Source organism: Sphingobacterium kitahiroshimense (assembly GCF_025961315.1).
GTDB classification, from domain to species: Bacteria; Bacteroidota; Bacteroidia; order Sphingobacteriales; family Sphingobacteriaceae; genus Sphingobacterium; species Sphingobacterium anhuiense.
This window is the reverse complement of sequence record NZ_JAOQNK010000001.1, coordinates 2,627,153-2,647,358: the sequence shown is the minus strand read 5'-3', so window position 1 is coordinate 2,647,358 and position 20,206 is coordinate 2,627,153. Positions and strand designations below refer to the sequence as shown.

Below are 20,206 nucleotides of genomic sequence, written 5' to 3'. Positions count from 1 at the left end.
TTGCCTAGGTTTTCATTGTATTATGTCGTTAATCATTGTTTAGACAATAATTGACAAGTATTCGTTTTATAAGATTAACTGACAGGTAAAGTTTTTTGTTACATATGAGTTGAAAAATAATTTACTGAATATCAGGTAGTTGTAATATTTTTGAATATTTTTATATGCTAGCATATCATTTTGCTATTTCAAATTTAAAAAATGATATATATTTGTTTTAACATTTTTTTAACAAAGTATACTAACTGATCTTTTAAAAAATAAAACTAACTAAATTAATACTGCTGTAAAATTTTAGTCGTAGCAAATCTGATGGATAAAGAACATAAATCCTTGATTTTATTATAAAAACCTATTAAAAGAGTCTTAATGATATTTAATAAGTTTAATTATTTTACATTTAAAGCAGTCAATTTGTATCTTTTTTTTGCAATAATTGGTTAATTGAATTATTATTTTAACTTTGCTTTTAACATTTTTTAACAACTTGTTTTTTTACTAAATTTTAAAAGAGTACAGAAATAATCTAAATTAGTTAAAAACTAATACCTATTGACCAAAGTAATATTTACAAGTATTTAGTGTAGTATTATATTAATAATACATTAAATAAAAAATTGACAATCGATTGCGTTTTTTCGTTATGGAAAAATAACTGAGAATACCAAGTCATATAAAGTTTGAATTTTAAGAATTGTTGCAGCATTTGATTTCTTAAAATTCTATGAAAAGAAACTTACTTAACCAAAGTCTTTAGAGACTTTAAATACTTAAATAAACATAAACATATGAAACAAACATTACTCAGTTTTTTGCTTGGGGGTGCTATTCTGACTTCAGTAGCATTTGCTCAAGAAAAAAAAATTAGTGGTACGGTTACAGGTGCAGATGGTAAGGGAATACCGGGTGTTACTGTTGTAATTCAAGGCACTAATCTCGCAACTCAAACGGATGGTAGTGGTAACTATTCTATCAATGCGCCGATTGGAAAAATCGTGATTTTCAAATCTATTGGTTTTTCTGATAAAACAATTACAGTATCTACCAGTTCTACTTTGTACAATGTTACTTTAACTAATAACGAATCTGTATTAGATGAAGTTGTTGTGACAGGTGCTGGTTTAACTGCTAGTAGACGCTCTATTGGAGCTGCCCAAACGACCATTAAATCTGATGATCTTCAAAAAGCTAAACCAACTAACATAGTAACAGGTTTGACAGGGAAAGTTGCAGGTTTAACCGTGCAAGGGGTTGGCTCTGGAGTTAATCCAAATTACCGTGTTATGTTACGTGGTATGCGATCTTTGACAGGTAATAATACCGCTTTGATTGTAATTGATAACGTGATATCTCCTTCTTCTATGTTAGGAAATCTAAATCCTGACGATGTTGAAGACGTAACCGTATTAAATGGATCTTCTGCCGCAGCACTTTATGGTTCTCAAGCGTCCAACGGAGCTTTAATCGTAAAAACTAAAATGGGCGCGGCAAGTAATGGTGTAGAAGTCACTGTTGACAATACCACAACATTTGAAGATGTTAACTTTTTACCAAAAGTTCAAAAACGTTTTGGTTCTGGGTATTCTGCTCATTCCATTTTTTATGTTCCTTATGAAAATCAACAATATGGACCTGTTTTTGACGGCTCTCTTGTTCAAATTGGAGATCCGTTACAAGATGGATCTATTCAAGAGGGTGCTTACTCTTGGTCTGGAGATAAAGATAAATTCTGGGAAACTGGTGTTACCAATATGACAAATTTATCTGTAGCTTCTAAACATGAAAACAGTTCATTTCGATTTTCTGGTCAATATTTGAATTCAACAGGTACTGTTCCGTTTGATAAGTATAATAGAGCTTCAGCACGTGTCAATGGAACTAGAAAATTAAATGATATTTTCAATATTACTTATACTTCATATTACGCACAAAATCGTTACGATCAAACATCAGCAAATGCAAACATCTATGATGCTGTATTACAATCTCCAGGTCATATAGGTTTAACAGGTTATAAAGACTGGGAAAATAATCCATTTGCTAACCCGAATGGTTATTATAATGCTTATTATAATAACCCTTATTTTATAGCCGCAAATAATCGCCAAAATATCCGAAATGATTATTTTATGGGTAATGTGGAACTTAATTTTAAACCTTTGCAGTGGTTAGATTTTATGGGACGTGTAGGTATGACCACTTCAAACCAATCCTACAAATATACTACTGGTAAATTTGCATATACAGATTATGCAGCTGGCTTACACGGTGCTTATAAGGCAACGAATATTTCTGGGAGTGTAGCTGATGCATTTTCTTATTCGACGAGTATTGTCTCAGATTTTAATGCACACGCAACACATACTAACGGCGATTTTAAGTTTGATTACACAGCATTATTCCAATATGTACAGAATCAAAATTCAAATTTAGGAGCTACAGTAAATGGATTAGTTGTTGACGATATTTATAATCAAGGAAATAGTTTAAATCCACCTGCAACTTCTCAGTCACAATTTCTTGCTAGAACTTTCGGATTAGCTGGGAAAATTGATGTAGCTTATAAAAACTATTTGTTCTTAACATTAACCGGGAGAAATGATTGGGTTTCTATATTAGATCCTGATAATCGCTCGTTTTTCTATCCTGGCTCGACACTATCATTTGTAGCAACAGATGCAATAGAAGGATTGAAGGATTTTGAAACTTTAAATTTTTTGAAATTTAGAGGAAGTTTATCTAAAGTAGGGCAAGTGAACGTAGGTAGTACAGCTAATTTTGGGGCTTATGCCACTGTTCCTACTTTCGGACAAGGTTCAGGGTACCCATATAATGGAATTGGTGGGCATACTGTTGGAAATCAAATCGTTCAACCGGGTTTAAAGCCGGAAATGACTAGGTCGATTGAATTTGGTTTTGAATCTGCATGGTGGAACAATAGAATTTCTGCTGACCTGACTTATTTTAATAATAAAACCACAGATAATACTGTTCCCACAGGAATTTCATGGGCATCAGGATATAGTACTTATTTGTTGAATGCTGGTACTACAACAGGTAAAGGTATCGAGTCGAGATTAAGTATTTCACCGATTCGAACCAATGACTGGGATTTAACATTAGGAGGTAACTTTACTTACATCAAAAATGAAGTTGTTGAAATCGCTGAAGGTTTAGATCAATTGGCTTTAGCAACATATACAGGAGGTGCGGGTTCTTATGCTGTTAAAGGACAGCCTTTCCCGGTTATCATGGGAACTGCCTACGATCGTGATCCAGAAGGTCGTATCATTGTAGACAAAATAACAGGATATCCGACAACAGATGGAAGTCTTAAAGTTTTAGGAGCGGCATTACCTACTCATACTTTAGGCTTAAATCTTTCCTTATCATATAAAGATCTAACATTCTATACAAGTGCTGAATATCGTACTGGTAACTATATCTTTAATAATGGTGCTGATTTATTTGATTTCTCAGGTTCAGGTATTAACACTGCTGCATATGATCGTGAACGCTTTGTTATTCCGAATTCATCATATTGGGATGAAGCTACCCAAGCTTATGTAGCAAATACAAATGTAACAGTATATGATGGAGGAGCTGATTATTGGACCATGGCTACCGGAAGACGTAATATTGATGAAACATATGTTACATCAGCAGCATTTTGGAAAATTCGTGAGATGTCATTATCATATAATTTACCGAAAACTTTGCTAGCAGGGCAGAATGTAATTAAGAAAGCCAGAGTAAGTGTACAGGGACGTAATTTGTTTTTATGGACACCAGCTACAAACGTATATACAGATCCAGAGTATTCAGATGGAAACGGATCGTCTAATGGTAATGCAATTGGTTTAACAGGTTTGAGTCAAACTCCGCCATCTCGTTACATCGGTTTTTCTGTTAGTTTAACTTTTTAATTTTGTATCTCATGAATAATAAAATAAAATATTTATCTATAGGATTATCAGCGTTATTAGTGTTTTCTTCTTGTGAGAAAGCATTAAATATCAATGAAAATCCAAACTCACCAACGAAATCTACTCCTGAATTGGTGTTGCCTCAAGCCATGGTAGCTACAGCTCTATCTGTTCCTGCCTATAATACATATGGTTCTCGATTGGTCGGTTATTATGCTACCTCTGGAGGTGTTTCAGGCTGGGGTGATATGATCACTTATGATTTTTCAACTGGTTTTATGACTGGATTGTGGAGTACACCTTATAATACGTTAACTGATTTACAGTATGTAATCGATAATGCTGGTGATTCTAAAGTCGTGTATGCTCAGGCTGCTGAAGTATTAAAAGTTTATAACTTTGCAAATCTTGTAGACACTTATAATGATGTTCCATATACAGAAGCTCTAAAAGGAAGTGCGATCCTTACGCCGAAATATGATAAAGCAGCTGATATTTATGTCGATCTAGCTAAGAAGCTAGATGCTGCTATAGCATTTTTTAAAACTGCGACAGCAGATAATGCTTTTACAGGAAGTGATGTTATTTTCAAAGGAAATATGACCTCTTGGGCTAAATTTGCAAATACATTAAAATTACGTTTAATATTAAGAGCTGGTGATAAAGCATCATTTGCAAATAAAACAATAGATGCAATTGGTGTTATTGAGGGTGATGTGATTGTACAACCTACATTTACAAAAATTGCAGGAAAACAAAATCCAATGTGGAATACTTGGGCTTACGGCGCGGATAATGCCGCAGTAGGTACTTGGGGTACACAGTTTATTCCAACACCATATGTTATGGCATTTTATGATGGCTTTAAAATATCTGATTCAGAAAGAGCGTCATTAGTATTTGCTAATGGTACATCGACAAATAAAAATCAATTAGGTAACACGGATAATCCTCCTGCTGGTATTGCGCCTTCGGCTTGGGTGATGCGACCAGTTTCAGGTACGATCAGTGCAACAAATTATAGAGGTTTAGGGGTAATAAAAGGTCCTGGTGCAGGGCAACCTTTAATGTTAGCTGCTGAAGCTCAATTCTTAGCCGCTGAGGGAGTTGTAAAAGGATTAGTATCTGGGTTAAGTGCTGAAACTTATTTTGAAAATGGGATTAAAGCTTCTTACAATTATTTGTATAAAAATGAGGCGGATGCAGCAACAAAAACGGCCGGAGATGCTAATGCTTATTTAACTACATACAAAACAGAAAATTCAACATCTAACTTGGTGAATTTTAATTTAGCTACTACCGAATCACAAAAGTTGGAAGCGATTATAACTCAAAAGTATATTGCTTTGAATTTCTTGTTTGGACATGAAACATGGAATGAATATCGCCGAACTGGTTATCCTTCTATTAGTGGAATCAATAATACAGCTAATTCTAGAACTACTTTTGTTTCTATAGCATCAAGAGCAACATCTCCGGATAAATTACCAACTAGAATTTTATATCCAAATACTGAGTTTAGCTATAATGCAGCTAATGTACCTTCTGTGGATAAATATTCATCAAAAATATTTTGGGCAAAATAAAATTTAAAAAAACATGAAAAAGATATTAAAATATATTTCTTTAGCATTGGTACTATCCACGATTCTATCATCTTGTTTGAAGGATAAAGAATTAATTGGTCCTGACGCTGATGGTTCAGTTGCTAATATAATCGAATTCGGAGACGTTTCGGTACCAGTATCTGCAGAGACAAGCTCTATTCCTTTATACTCTTTAGCATATGATATTGCGCCAACAGGAGTTCTGAATTTGAAATTGAAATGTGTCGGTGCAAAAAAAGCTGAAAGTGACATAAAAGTTGTAATTGCTGTCAATAATTCTCTAATTGAAAAATATAATGAAGAAAATGAGACTGAATATGCAGAACTTTCTCCATCACTTTACAGTTTAAGCTCTACTGAAGTAACTATTAAAAAAGGAGAAAGAGAGGCTTTAATTCCAATTAATTTAAAGCCAGATCAATTTACGTTTGATGAAGATTATGCAATTGGTTTGACAATTAAATCTGTATCTGCTGGGGTAATATCTGGAAATTTTGGAAATATTATTCTTAATTTAGGTGCTAAAAACTTTTTCGATGGTGTATATAAATATACAACATCTGCTACTACATCATTGGTTCCTAACGCAAATAAAACAGTAAAATTGGTTACCGTTGGAAGTAATAAAGGATCTTTGGATCCAGGGCTTTTAGGGACTTATTCCAATGAAGTTGTGTATACAATAGATGTTGCAACAAATCAAATTACAGTTGCTTGTCCTTCCCTCGGAGTTCAAACACCACAAGATGTAAGGAGTGTTTACGACCCAGCAACTAAAACTCTAAAAGTTTACTGGAAACAAGCAGGTGGAGGTAGAACTTTTGAAGAAACATTTGTTTATACTGGTCCTAGATAGAAATAAAATTAAAAATGTTTTAAAAGCCGAAGAATTATACTTCGGCTTTTAAGATAAAGTAATATCTTATTAGAAGCCAATTTTTATGAAAACATTTATGTTTATTTTCAATACCTTAATTGGTATTACTTTTTGTCTTGGGCAAAATAAGGTAGCAGAACCAGTGGTAGGTTCCGAAAATTTTATTAAGGCAGTTAATGAAAGATTTATGTTGTTAGATTCTGAAGTCAATAAAGATATATCGGGTGAAATTATATTGGATCTAAGAGTAAATAAATCCGGTAAAATTGATTCTGCTGATATTGTGAAAGATCTTGATTCTGGAATGGCATTACGTTTGTTAAAAGCAGTGAAGTCTTCTGGAGATTGGAAACCAGCAATAAAGGATGGACTAACAGTTGCTTCCTGGGTTCGCTTACCCTATAAAGTGTTGAATACAAGTGCATCTTCAAAAAGTTTAAACGGAAGTATTGCAGAACCTGTTGATGGTATGGGAGTATTAATCGAAAAATTCTATAAAAATTTTCAATATCCAGATGAGGCGTTAAAAGCTGGTATATCAGGAGAATATGTTTTGAGTTTTATAGTGAAAGAGGATGGTAAGGTTAGCGCAGTAAAATTGAAAAATGATCCTGGATATGGAATTTTAACAAATGCTGTTCGCGCCTTAAATAGAGCAGGAAAATGGAAGCCAGCAAAAGAAAATGGTATTCCAGTTAAATCAACAGTAATTTTACCGTTTACTTTAAAATTGAAAGAGTTTAGAAGGCATATTTAATAAGATCTTTTTAAAATTTTTAATTAAAAGCCGTGATTTTATCACGGCTTTTTTGTTTTATTATCAGTTACTTCCATTAAAGTCTATAGCAATATATACGTTAATGAGAATAGGCTTCCAATTATTGGCATATTTATTTTTTTTAGGTGCTTTCAGACAATTAGGTTTTATTTTTGTAAAAAATTAAGAAGTTTAATCTCCCCTTTATATTTGAAAATCTCGCTATAACACTCACTAAAAGTAAATGCTTTTATGATGAATCTTTGGTTCGATAACAGAACTAAAAAAATGGTTTTTGTTAAGTCTCTAGATTGCGTCAAAAGTATAATCTTTAAAAATTATAATTTAGTAAAAAATACATATACTGAGTTTATATCGACCTATTATTGTCTTTTAATAAGCTGATAAAGTGATAGATATATGTTGAATAATCCCTTTCCTGATTTTGCGGATGTTGCAGTTTATTGCGGTTAGTTGCGAACTCTATTATTTATAAACATTTCTCTCATCGTAATTATAAAAGATGAATACGTCTCAAATTGCTCTAGATAATCTTCATTTTTTTATTATGAGATATTACTTTATGATTCCCAATGACCAACTTTTTGGATTTCCGATATTATATTTGAATCACCGTAATAGCAGATTCGCTAATGATTTAAAAAGTAGTAATTATAAATTCATTTGTTGAAACTTGTTTTCGATGCGTTTTTTAAACGGTATAAAAAAATAGTTGCAAAAATTTGCTAAATAAAAATAATGTTATAACTTTGGTTTTAACATTATTTAACAAATGGCGTTAGACAGATATTTTTAAAATATTTGCAATTCGCTCACTTTGAAAAGCACTCTAGCACTATACAATCGTATTTCTTTTTACATATTAAGCTTGACAAATAGTCTTATGCATTAAAAATATGCAATCGATTGCGTAAAACTAACTATTGATGAAATGTTTAAAAAGATAGTAAGGTTTTGATTTATAGTTGTTTAGTAAACGAAATTACTTAGCCAAAGTCTTTTTTTATGACTTTACACATTTAAATAAATATAAATATATGAAACAAACATTACTCAGTTTTTTTGTGGGTAGTATGATTCTGACATCGGTCGCTTTTGCTCAAGAGAAAAAGGTTGCTGGTCGCGTTGTAGGCGCTGATGGCAAGCCATTAGTTGGAGTGACAATAGTTGTAAAGGGGTCAAATCAAGCTACTCAAACCGATTCAAATGGAAACTATTCTTTTTCTGTACCTACTGGAAAGATAATCGTTTTTAAATCCTTAGGATATGGCGAAAAGACATTAATCGTTAAAGAAGGTGCTTCAACATTTAATGTTACTTTGGAAGATTCGCGAGAAGAACTTAGTGAAGTTGTTGTTGTCGCTTACGGTACTGCTAAAAAAGAATCACTAACGGGTTCTGTATCATCAATAGGAGCAAAAGATTTAGAAAAAAGACCAGTAACAAATGCTTTTGCAGCTTTGGAAGGATCAGCAGCAGGTATTCAAATAAATAATACTTCGGGCATGCCTGGTGATGAGCCAAGTATTAGAATCCGCGGTTTTTCATCCTTAAATGGCTCTAATGACCCTTTATATGTAGTTGATGGTGTGCCTTTTGGTGGTGATATTTCTGATATCAATCCCAATGATGTTGAAAGTATTTCTGTATTGAAAGATGCATCTTCATCTGCTCTATACGGTAGTCGAGCAAGTAACGGTGTAATCATTATTACAACAAAAAAAGGAAAGATTGGTCGTTCTCAGGTTAATGTATCGACAGATCAAGGATTTTACTCAAGAGGAATTGCTGAATATAGCCGTGTAAATGATAGACAATTTATGGAAGCTATGTGGACAGGATACCGAAATAACCTGTTGAGCACGAACTCCAAAGCTTATCCAACAACAGAGCTAGCTAACGCTGAGGCTTCCAAGTCTTTAATTAGTAACTACCTGAAATTAAATATTTATGATAAAGAGGATAATAAATTATTTGATGAAAATGGAAAATTGGTTTCAGATGCACAAATAAAAAATGGATATCGTGACGATTTAGATTGGTTTAGTGAGGTGGATCGTGTTGGGCATCGCCAAAATTATAATATTGATGGAACTACTGCAACTGATAAAGCTAAAGTATTCTATTCTACTGGATATCTAAATGAAAAGGGATATATTAAAAATTCTGGATTAAAAAGGTTTACGGGAAGATTGAATGCTGAACTCCAAGCTAAAGATTGGTTTAAATATGGTTTCAATTTAGCTGGTTCTCACCAGATTTCGGATAGAATTAGCGGTTCCACAGATGATGCTGGTTCATTTACAAATCCTTTTAACTATGCACGTTCAATTGCACCTATTTATCCAATTCATCTACATAATGCAGATGGAGGTTATGCACCAGGTCTTTTGGGAGAAAAACAGTACGATAATGGAGAATCTACACGATTGCAATATGTGGGACGCCACACAATTTGGGAAAATGAATTGAATAGCGATCAAACCATTAAAAATACAATGAACGGTAGAGCTTTTCTAGAATTTAAGTTTTTAAAGGATTTTACTTTTACGGTTAATGGTGATTTAAATGTACGTAACTCTGAGCGTCGTACCTATAATAACGCGATTATCGGTGATGGAGTAGGGCAGGGCCGTGCTGCAAGACGTACCTATAGATACAAGAATTATACAACCCAACAATTGTTAACTTGGAATAAAGATTTTGGCGCGCATCACATTGATGTATTGGCGGGTCATGAAAATTATTATGATAACATGAGTTACCTTTATGGGTATAAGACAGATGAAATCTTCGCTGGTAAAACTGATATGATCAACTTTACAAAGATTACTTCTTTGTATGATTATCAAGAAGATTATCGTGTAGAAAGTTACTTGTCTCGTGCTCGATACAATTATGAAGGGAAATATTTTGCGGAAGCATCTATTAGAAGAGATGGATCTTCTCGCTTTAGTGCAGATAATCGCTGGGGTAACTTTTGGTCATTAGGCGGTAGTTGGATCGTATCGAAAGAAGATTTCTTCAAGAATGCTTTAAATACAGTAAATGACCTTAAAGTAAGAGCGTCTTATGGAGAAGTAGGAAATGATGAAAGTGCAAAAAAATATGCGCATTTATCATTATATGCAATGGATCAAAATGCAAATGCAGGAGCAGTTTATAAAAGTCAGATTCCTTCGCCAGACTTAATCTGGGAAACTTCTAGCTCATTTTCTGCAGCAATCGAAGCGAAATTGTTCAAACGTGCCAACTTAAGTATCGAGTATTTCAATAAACAATCAAAAAATTTGATTTTTGATCTTAATTTACCGTTATCAGCGGGGCCTAACTCAACAAGTACTGCTGTTTCAACTGTAACTAAAAACATTGGATCAATGTCTAATAGAGGTATTGAATTAACTTTCGACGTAGATGTATTAAGAGGTGAAGGTTGGAGATGGAACGTTGGTGCTAACGCGACGTGGTTGACCAACAAAATTTTAAGTTTGCCAGAGGAAAACAGAGAAAATGGCGTTATAACTGGAAACTTTAAATGGGTTGAAGGTGGCGGACGTTATGATTTTTGGATGTTTAAATATGCTGGGGTAGACCAGATGACAGGTAAATCACTCTATTTAGCAGATACAGAAAGATTTAATGTGAATGGTTCTGCGCCTGATAAGGCGGCAATACCTGCAGCCGAACTTGTTGAAATCAATGGCAAATATTATGTTACCAATGCTTCAACTTATGGTGTAAGAGACTGGTCCGGTTCGGTTATCCCAAAAATGAGCGGTAGTTTCAATACAAACTTTGAATATAAAAATTTCAGTTTATCAGCTTTATTTACCTACGCAATTGGAGGTAAAGTTTTTGACTCATCCTACAGAGATTTAATGAGTATGTCAGGAACTCCTGGAGCTTTGCACACAGATATTATGAACTCATGGTCAGGTATGCCAGAAGGAATGACTACGACATCTGAAAATAGATTAGATCCTAATGGAATTCCAGCTATCAACTTTTCACAAAGTAATATGAATAATTTTACGAGTGACCGCTTTCTTATAGACGGATCATATCTTGTTGTGAAAAATATTGCATTTGGATACCGTTTGCCAAAGCAGTTGATCAACAGAATTGATTTATCTTCAGTAACAATAGTAGCAGGAATAGAAAATTTGGCTACAATGACAAAGCGTAAAGGTATGAACCCACAACAACAATGGAACGGTATAAGTACAAATGCTTGGGTTACTCCTCGTACTGTATCTTTTGGTGTAAAAGTTGGACTATAAGAATTTAAACAATGAAAAAAATTAATTATATAAAGTTATTATTATTAGGAGTTGTCTCTCTTTCGTCTTGTAGTAAAGATTATTTAGATACACGTCCTACAGACTCTGTAGAGAAATCTGAAGTTTTTGCAACTACAAAAAGCGCTAAAGTTGCTGTAAATGGTCTTGCCAAGATGATGACACAACAATATTTAAGTAGTCAAGGTTTCAATGGTGAGGGCACAATAAAGATGTACTACGGTAACTACCCAGGTAACAATTTTTTTGTCAATCTAAGTGGTTGGGCTGATATCATTAACTCCAATTATAATCAGAACTTAACGAGTATCTATTTATATTATCCTTGGTATTATTACTATAAATTAATTTCGAACGCAAATGAAATTGTATTAAATATTGATGGTGCAGAGGGGCCAGTTGCAGAAAAACAATTTATAAAAGCTCAAGCTTTAACCTTTAGAGCATACAGCTTCATGATGTTAGCTCAAATTTATGGTAATAGATGGAGTGATTCAAACAATGGACAAACTGGCGGCTTAGTTTTAAGAACAGATGTGTCTACGGGTGATATGCCATTGTCCACTCTTGGACAGACTTATGATTTAATTTATAAGGATTTAAGCGATGCGATATCCATGTACGATGAGTCAAAATTAAACCGCGAATCAGGGAAGAACTTTCAGGTTAATAAAGATGTCGCTTATGCTATTTATGCAAGAGCAGCTTTGAATAAACAAGATTATGTAAATGCTGAAAAATTTGCTATTCTCGCTCGCGAAAATTATAAATTGATGAATAATGATGAATATAAGAGCGGATTTTATGATCCAAATGGAGAATGGATTTGGAGTAGTTATGGTGCGGCAGATGAAACATTATTCTTTTACTCATTCCAATCCTATATAGCTTATAATTCAACTGCTAGTGCTGCTAGAACAACACCAAAAATTATCAGTAGAGAGCTTTTTGATAAAATCCCTGTTTCTGATATCAGAAGAGATCTATTTTTGGATCCTAAAGGTGAGGCATATACAACAGCGACTGGTATTGCAGGTCCTGAAATGAAAGCTAGAGCGTTTCGTACATTTCCAGATTTACAATCGACAGCGGTTCCTTATGCTTATATGAATTTTAAATTTAAAGCAAAAGATCTTCCTGGTGTAGGTAATCTGAATCACTTTAGAGCTGCTGAGATGTACTTGATTGAAGCTGAAGCTAAATATTTCCAAAATAAGCCGGCAACTGCGGTTCAAGCTACTTTGAATGAATTAAATTCTTCTTCTGGTAGAGATGCAAAGTATAATTGTACAAAAACAGGTGCAGAATTATTAAAGGAAATCAAATTATATCGCGCAATTGAGCTTTGGGGTGAAGGATTTGACTGGTTTGATATGAAAAGATGGGGTGATCCGATCATTCGAAACGCGCATGCAAATGGAGGAAATTTCTTGACGTCATTAGCCGTTACCATCAATCCTCAAGATAAAAATAAATGGACATGGTCTATTCCATTAAGAGAGTCAGACTATAATAAAGGCTTAGAATAAATATTACTATTAAAGCCTTGATTCAATTCAAAGCCTCCAAGAAGATTTAAGCTTTTTGGAGGCTTTTTTTATGAATATAATTTAATATTATAATATAACTGTTTATCAAGTCGTCATTGAGAATTATTTAATTCAAAATCGAGTAGCTTATTCCTTTTTTCGTATATTGTCTATACCAATATAGACTTTCATGAAAATAGGCCTCCTATTGTTGACATGTTTGCTTTTCCAAGTTGCTTTTGGGCAATCAGGATTCGTTTTGCATAAAAACAAGAAGCTAAGTTTCCCCTTTATATTTGTGCATAATCTCGTTATAATACCTGTAGAGGTAAATGGTTTTATGATGAATTTTCTGCTCGACACTGGAGTAAAAGAAACAATGGTCTTTGGAAAATCTCTAGGTGAAGTCGATAGTACAATCTTTAAAAATAAGTTTCAGGGTCTGGGGCGGAATACCGGTGTTGACGGTATTTTAGCGATCAATAATCATGTGGTGGTTGGTAAAAAAATGGAAGATATCGATCATCCTATTTTTATATTAGATAATGAACATATTGATATTTCATCACGTATAGGCGTAGAGGTAAACGGTATATTGGGAAGTCGTTTTTTTACTGATCATAAGATTGCATTTGATTTCATAAAAAAGCGAATAACGGTGTATCCCACCGATAGCAATCCAAAATCATGGTCCAAAATGACATCCTTACCATTGGAGATAATTTCAAGTCGCCCCTATGTTGCGATCAAAATACAGCAGAATGAAGGCGAGATCGACGGTAAAGCACTTATTGATATGGGAAATAGTGATGCTGTTTTATTATTAAAAGATAAAATACAAAATTATCAAGTTCGCGCACCTTTTATAGAAGACTATATCGGTCAGGGTTTCAACGGAGAAATTTATGGACTCCGCAATCGAATCAAGAAATTGTCTTTAGGTCCGTTTACTATGTCATATCCTTTAGTCGCTTATCCGGAATTGGAATCTATACAAAATGCAAAGATGATCAATGATAGGATAGGTTCAGTTGGTAATGAACTGTTGAGACGTTTTAAAATTATTTTTGATTACCCCAATAATCAACTTTATCTAAGTAAAAATAAAAATTTTGATAAATTCTATTATCTCAATATGAGTGGTCTAGAGATTATCCATGATGGTGTCAAATGGGAAAAGGAAGAAGTTCCAGTTGCCTTGAAGAAGGATGGTAGTAAGGAAGTTAATTTCGATAATAAGGTCCAGTTTAAGTTTGTTTTGAAAACACTTTTTAAAATTGATATGGTCAGACCAAATTCACCTGCTCAATTGGTTGGGATTATGAAAGATGATAAAATTCTAGTTATAAATGGTAAAAAGGCAACTTCGTACTCACTGGAGGATTTAACAAACTTAATGAAATCGGAAGATGGAAAAGAGATCGTAATGAAAATAGAAAGAAATGGTGAAAAAAAGGATTTTCGATTTATTTTGAAAGATCCTCTTCCTTTTGATCATGATTAATCTACTTTTAGCCAGTGAATAAATAAATTTCTATTTCTAACTCCAATTAAGCTGATCTCGTAATTGAGCAAAACTAACGACTCGTTATTTTTTTCTATGTAAACATTTTGTTAGGTAATTGTAAGCGCTACTTTAAATCAGACTAATACTTGAATCTCTGTGTAAATATCTTGTTATACAGACATTCGTTATGAATTGGTATTGTTTAATATTGATTAACTTTATCGAGTAATTTTTAATATTAATAAACCAAAATCAAGCCTTTTACCTTTTTTGATTCATTTATAAGTGAAATTTGTATGATTTAAGAATGACAGCAATCAAAAATGAATACTGTATTTCTAAAAGCTTTACTACTTTTAAAACCTAAAGTAGGAGCTAAATGATACAGATAGCAACTAGTAATGATTACTAAAACAATTGTATTATAATGAAAAAGAACCTTATTTTTTTAATTGCCCTATTTTTTGCACAAACCATTAGTCAAGCGCAGACTGGAAAAATCAAACACGTTGTGCTGGTTGGTTTTGATGGATTAGGTGCTTATGCAATCCCAAAAGCTGAAATGCCCACTTTGGAACAAATGATGAAAGATGGAAGCTATAGCCTTCACGTCAGAACAGTATTGCCTTCATCAAGTGCGGTGAATTGGGCATCTATGTTGATGGGAGCTGGTCCAACTATGCATGGTTTTACAGAGTGGGGAAGTAAGACGCCCGAAATCCCAGCGATAAAAACAACGAAGACTGGTCTATTTCCTTCAATTTTTAATGCAGTAGCATCTAAAAACCCTAAGGCTACTTTTGCAGTGATACACAGTTGGCCAGGTATCGGTTACCTCATTGATAAAAATATTGTCCAACAAGTGTATAATATGGAAGACAACGAGGATAAGACATTAGAAAAGGCAATTGAAGTTATAAAAAGAGATAAACCAACGCTTACTTTTGTGCATTTTGATCAACCTGATGGTGTAGGACATAACATTGGACATAATACTCCGGAATATTATGCAGAACTGAAAAATGTAGACCGTAGAATTGCGCAATTGCAACAAGCTGTTAAAGAAGCAGGAATAGAGAAAGAAACTATTTTTGTCATCTCAGCTGATCACGGCGGTATTGACAAAGGACATGGAGGTAAATCGTTAGCTGAAGTTGAAATACCTTTTATCATGACTGGTCCAGGTGTACCAAAAGGACAGCAGGTAAATCAACCAATGTTAATTTATGATATTGCACCTACATTGACCTGGTTATTGGGAGCAGAGCAAGATGAGGCTTGGAGAGGTAAGCCCATTAAAGTTTTTCAAAAATAAGGATTAAGATCACGTTCAGATTTGAGTACAAATTTGAACTCTTTTAAGTTTAATTACAATAGTAAAAAAACCATTTATTGCCATGTTTAAATATTTTCTAACAGCTATTTCTTTTCTAGTACTTATCACTTCCTGTAGGGTAAGCAATCATCCAAAGTCACATCCCTATGTGTACATTCAAAGCGACGCTCGTGAAGCTAAAAAATGGAAATTGGTTTGGGAAGATCAATTTAATGAAACCTCCATTGATACGACAAAATGGACAAGAATTTCTGCAGGTAGCGCCGATTGGAATCGCCATATGAGTACAGACGATGCCTGTTTTGCAATGGAAGATGGTAAACTGATTTTGAAGGGAATTAATAATACTGATCTGACAAAAGATCCCCGTCCATTTCTGACAGGAGGAATTTGGAGTAAAGGAAAATTCGCTTTTCAATATGGGCGAGTGGAGATCCGTGCGAAACTTGGGAGTGCTCAAGGTGCATGGCCAGCTATGTGGATGTTAGCGGAATTAGATAAATATGGAAAATATCCAAAAAATGGAGAAATCGATATTATGGAACATTTAAATTCTGATTCCATCATCTACCAAACAACACACTCCTATTATACCTTAGATTTAGGACAAAAAACAAATCCTCAACACGGCGGAACAGCTAAGATCAATGCAGGTGATTATAATGTATATGGTATAAGCTGGTATCCTGATCGAATTGTATTCCAGTTAAATGGTAAAGATACGTTTACATATCCTCGCATAGAAGGGGTTGATAAATCACAATGGCCATATGATCAGCCTTTCTTTCTATTAATTGATCAACAATTAGGCGGTAGTTGGGTTGGAAAAGTCGATCAGAAACAACTGCCAGTTGAAATGATCATTGACTGGGTTAAGGTTTATCAATAACCTATCTCAAAGATCAGATTTAATAGTACCAATGAGTAGCTTTATTTTTAGCTGACAAAAAGTTAAAATAATTAGGTTCATTACAAACAAAACAACTTTAAAAGTTAATATACGATAAACTGTAAAATGAAAAAAAAGTATTATCTATTGACATCCTTATTGGCACTAGGGATGGGTGTTGCAAATGCACAGTATAAAGGTCATATCTTTATCGATTCGAATGGAAATGGTCAGTTCGACAGTGGCGAACGTACTGTTGAGCATGCTGTTGTTTCCGATGGTTATCAGGTTTTGAAAACAGATGCAAATGGACAGTTCGAAATACCAGCAAATCCTGCAGCACGATTTGTATTTGTAACTGCTCCGGCTGGTTTCAAGCCTGCAAAAAGTCATTTTTTAAAAATAAGTCCTGACCGTAAAGAGTATTCAATGGGACTTATTGAGGATACTTCTCAAGATCCGGATGTTTTAAATTTTATTCAAATAACAGATACCGAAACATATTTGTATGGTCCATGGATTGAGAATGTCCGTAAATATGCTGCAAATCAAAAAAGTTCTTTGATTATGCATACCGGTGATATCTGTTATGAACCAGGCATGCGTTTTCATGCGCAGCAAGTAAATAGCCAACTGATGGGCTTACCTGTTTATTATGCTGTTGGCAATCATGATCTCGTAAAAGGAGAATATGGTGAAAAATTGTTTGAAGATTTGTTTGGTCCGACCTATTATTCTTTTGATGCCGGTCCTGCACACTTTGTTGTTACGCCGATGTGGGGAGGCGATTATAAACCAAGTTATACAAGAGATCAAGTTATCGCATGGTTGAAGAAGGATCTAGAATTGAAGGATAAGAATAAACCGGTTATTTTTATTAATCACGATTTTGATATCGGACCTGACTTTATTCTAAAGGGAAAGACTGAGGAAATCGATTTAAAGAAATATAAATTAAAAGCGTGGTTATTCGGTCACTGGCATAATAACTATTCTTTTGTTAATGCAAGCAGCGGTGTTCGTGTTATTAGTACAAATGCACCTAATAAGGGTGGTATCGATCATGCTGTTGGCCAGTTTCTGCATATTAAAGTTACTAAAGATGGTGTTGAAGATGTTGCTCCAAAATACAGTAATTTGTTTGATCATATTCAATTGATAGATCCGGCATTACAAAGCACTGAAAAAGGGAAAATTCCTTTCCGTGCGCAAGTATACGATAGTAATCGAGATGTAGCATCTGTCCACGTGAGAGTACTTGATAGTAAAGGCAATCAAGTAGCCTATGCACCGTTTAAACCATTATCAGATTGGTCATGGGAGACAGAACCTCTTATGAATGTAAGTAATAAAACATGTACTGCTTTTATTGAAGTCAATTACAATGATGGTACCCAGGCAACCAAAAAAGAAACTTTTGGAGTGAATGATAAAGCAAATCAGCTTCAACTTAAATGGACTGGAAACTTAGGTGGAAACACTTGGAAAGTGAGTCCATTACTTGTAGAAGGTCTCGTTTTGGGAGCAACTTTTGATGATGGTGGAAATGGTAAGTCCCAAATTGTAGCTTTAGACGAAAAGTCAGGAAAGACTAAATGGACTTTTTCAACAGCTAATTCCATCAAACAGAAACTCCGTTATGAAAATGGCATTGTTGCGGCAACTGATGTGGCAGGAAATGCCTACGCTGTGGATGCTAAAACTGGGAAGCTGATTTGGAAGAAAGAATTAAGCCAGGGACGATTACCAAGTTATGTTACAGCCGGAGCAATTTATGAAGGAGTATACTATACTGGTTACGGTTCTTATCTGACCGCTTTAGATTTAAAGACTGGTAAAGAGCTATGGAGAAATCAGGATTGGAATGGGGGAGAGGCAATGCCAGGAGAGATCATAGTAACCAAAGATCAGTTGTTTACAGGAGCTAATTGGAACAGTTTATTTGCTCATGACCGCAAGACAGGTAAATTGATGTGGAAGAAAAATGAGGATGGTCTACGTTTTAGAAGTGGTGGAGTTGCGGTAGTAGGTAATGAAGTATATGCAACTGGATTAAATACGGTATTTGTGCTAGATAGATTATCAGGAAACGTTTTACGAAAAAAGACACTTGATTATGATTTCAAAGTAATGGCAACGCCTGTAATAAGTGGCGAACAATTATTACTATCGACTTCGGATAAAGGAATTGTTGCTTTGGATAAGAATACGCTGAATGAAAAATGGAATTTCACAACTGGAGAGGCTTTAATCTATACCTCATCGTATAGTTCACCCGATCAAAATAAGTTAGTTGCAACTGTAGAGGCAGCTCCGCAGCAAGTTGGAACTGACTTTGTATTTGGTGCGTCGGATGGATTTCTTTACCGTCTAGATCCACAGGGCAAATTAAAATATAAAATTAATTTAGGTGCTCCAATTTTAGCAGAGGTGCTTGTAAAAGATGATTTACTTTATGTGACAGATTTTGCTGGAAACGTATATAGTTTTCAACATTAACTAACACATTTTTGATTTTTGAAAAGGCGAACCATCAGTTCGTCTTTTCTTGTTTTAAATCTTTATTAAAATTTGCCAAATAAAAACTCTCATACAACATTTAGAGTTTAGCAAATAATAAAATAGCACATCATAGGTATTTGTAAATACGAAACAAACACTATTTATGCTTTACGACTTTTGCAACATAAGAAATTGTTAACATATGCTATGAAACTTTCTTGTGCAAAATTTTCATTCAAGTTTGAAAGCTGATAAAACTTGGAAATGATTATACTTTTTACTAATTTATGGTTGTGCTATAATATTAATTGTTTTTGTGATAATAAAAACTTAATATGCATCAGGGTAATTATTTGTGTACTTTTGAGGTTAATTATGGAAGATAATACAATATTTAAGATCAGTAATAAAATTAAGGAAATCCGCAAGATTAACGGGGTTACCATTCAAGAAATAGCCCATAAAGCTGGTGTCAGTAAAGGGTTGATTTCTCAGATTGAAAATAACCGAACAGTTCCTTCTTTATTTGTTTTGATCAATATCATCAATGCACTTGATGTGGATTTAAATGAATTTTTTAAAGACTTTAATTCCGATAGTACATTGGGACCCATTATCGTCAAAAGGAAAGAAAATTACGAAGAGTTTGAAAAGGAACAAGCAATTGGATTTCATTATAAGCGAATATTAACCTCTTCTATTGATAGCTCTACTTTAGACATAGTCTTATTGGAACTTCTTCCAGATGCTAAACGGCCTATGGTGGAGACTGAAGCCTTTGAATATAAGTATATTTTGAGTGGTCAGGTTGAATATGTATTTAGGGATCAGGTTATTGTCCTTAATGAAGGTGATTCTATTTTCTTTAATGGACGTCTATCGCATACACCGCGAAACATCGGAAAAGATAAAGCAATCATGTTAATTGTTTACTTTTTTGAGCAGAACAAAAAATAG

11 protein-coding genes are annotated in these 20,206 nt (G+C 34.0%); all 11 read left to right on the top strand.

What is annotated here, in order from left to right:
* Positions 1-788: 788 nt before the first annotated feature.
* Positions 789-3,926, top strand: a complete 3,138-nt coding sequence (locus M2265_RS11865; protein WP_132772188.1) for a SusC/RagA family TonB-linked outer membrane protein — start codon at positions 789-791, stop codon at positions 3,924-3,926.
* 11 nt (positions 3,927-3,937) lie between these two features.
* Positions 3,938-5,512, top strand: coding sequence for a SusD/RagB family nutrient-binding outer membrane lipoprotein (locus M2265_RS11860; RefSeq protein ID WP_021190811.1), 1,575 nt, complete (start codon positions 3,938-3,940; stop codon positions 5,510-5,512).
* Between the two features lie 13 nt (positions 5,513-5,525).
* Positions 5,526-6,389, top strand: a complete 864-nt coding sequence (locus tag M2265_RS11855; RefSeq protein ID WP_132772189.1) for a DUF1735 domain-containing protein — start codon at positions 5,526-5,528, stop codon at positions 6,387-6,389.
* 85 nt (positions 6,390-6,474) lie between these two features.
* Complete coding sequence (locus M2265_RS11850) at positions 6,475-7,167, top strand: energy transducer TonB (protein WP_132772190.1); 693 nt, start codon at positions 6,475-6,477, stop codon at positions 7,165-7,167.
* Positions 7,168-8,225: 1,058 nt separating this feature from the next.
* Positions 8,226-11,468, top strand: a complete 3,243-nt coding sequence (locus tag M2265_RS11845) for a SusC/RagA family TonB-linked outer membrane protein (RefSeq protein WP_132772191.1) — start codon at positions 8,226-8,228, stop codon at positions 11,466-11,468.
* A gap of 11 nt (positions 11,469-11,479) precedes the next feature.
* Positions 11,480-13,015, top strand: a complete 1,536-nt coding sequence (locus M2265_RS11840; protein ID WP_132772192.1) for a RagB/SusD family nutrient uptake outer membrane protein — start codon at positions 11,480-11,482, stop codon at positions 13,013-13,015.
* 340 nt (positions 13,016-13,355) lie between these two features.
* Entirely contained in the window at positions 13,356-14,519 is a 1,164-nt protein-coding gene (locus M2265_RS11835; protein ID WP_168128401.1) for a PDZ domain-containing protein, read from the top strand.
* A 430-nt stretch (positions 14,520-14,949) separates the two neighbouring features.
* Positions 14,950-15,837: an alkaline phosphatase gene (locus M2265_RS11830; RefSeq protein ID WP_021188185.1), complete on the top strand. Its 888-nt coding sequence runs from the start codon at positions 14,950-14,952 to the stop codon at positions 15,835-15,837.
* A gap of 82 nt (positions 15,838-15,919) precedes the next feature.
* Complete coding sequence (locus M2265_RS11825; RefSeq protein WP_021188184.1) at positions 15,920-16,747, top strand: glycoside hydrolase family 16 protein; 828 nt, start codon at positions 15,920-15,922, stop codon at positions 16,745-16,747.
* 126 nt (positions 16,748-16,873) lie between these two features.
* Positions 16,874-19,246, top strand: coding sequence for a PQQ-binding-like beta-propeller repeat protein (locus M2265_RS11820; protein ID WP_243655479.1), 2,373 nt, complete (start codon positions 16,874-16,876; stop codon positions 19,244-19,246).
* 378 nt (positions 19,247-19,624) lie between these two features.
* Positions 19,625-20,206 (top strand): helix-turn-helix domain-containing protein, encoded by a 582-nt coding sequence (locus tag M2265_RS11815; protein WP_021188183.1) that lies wholly within the window; start codon positions 19,625-19,627, stop codon positions 20,204-20,206.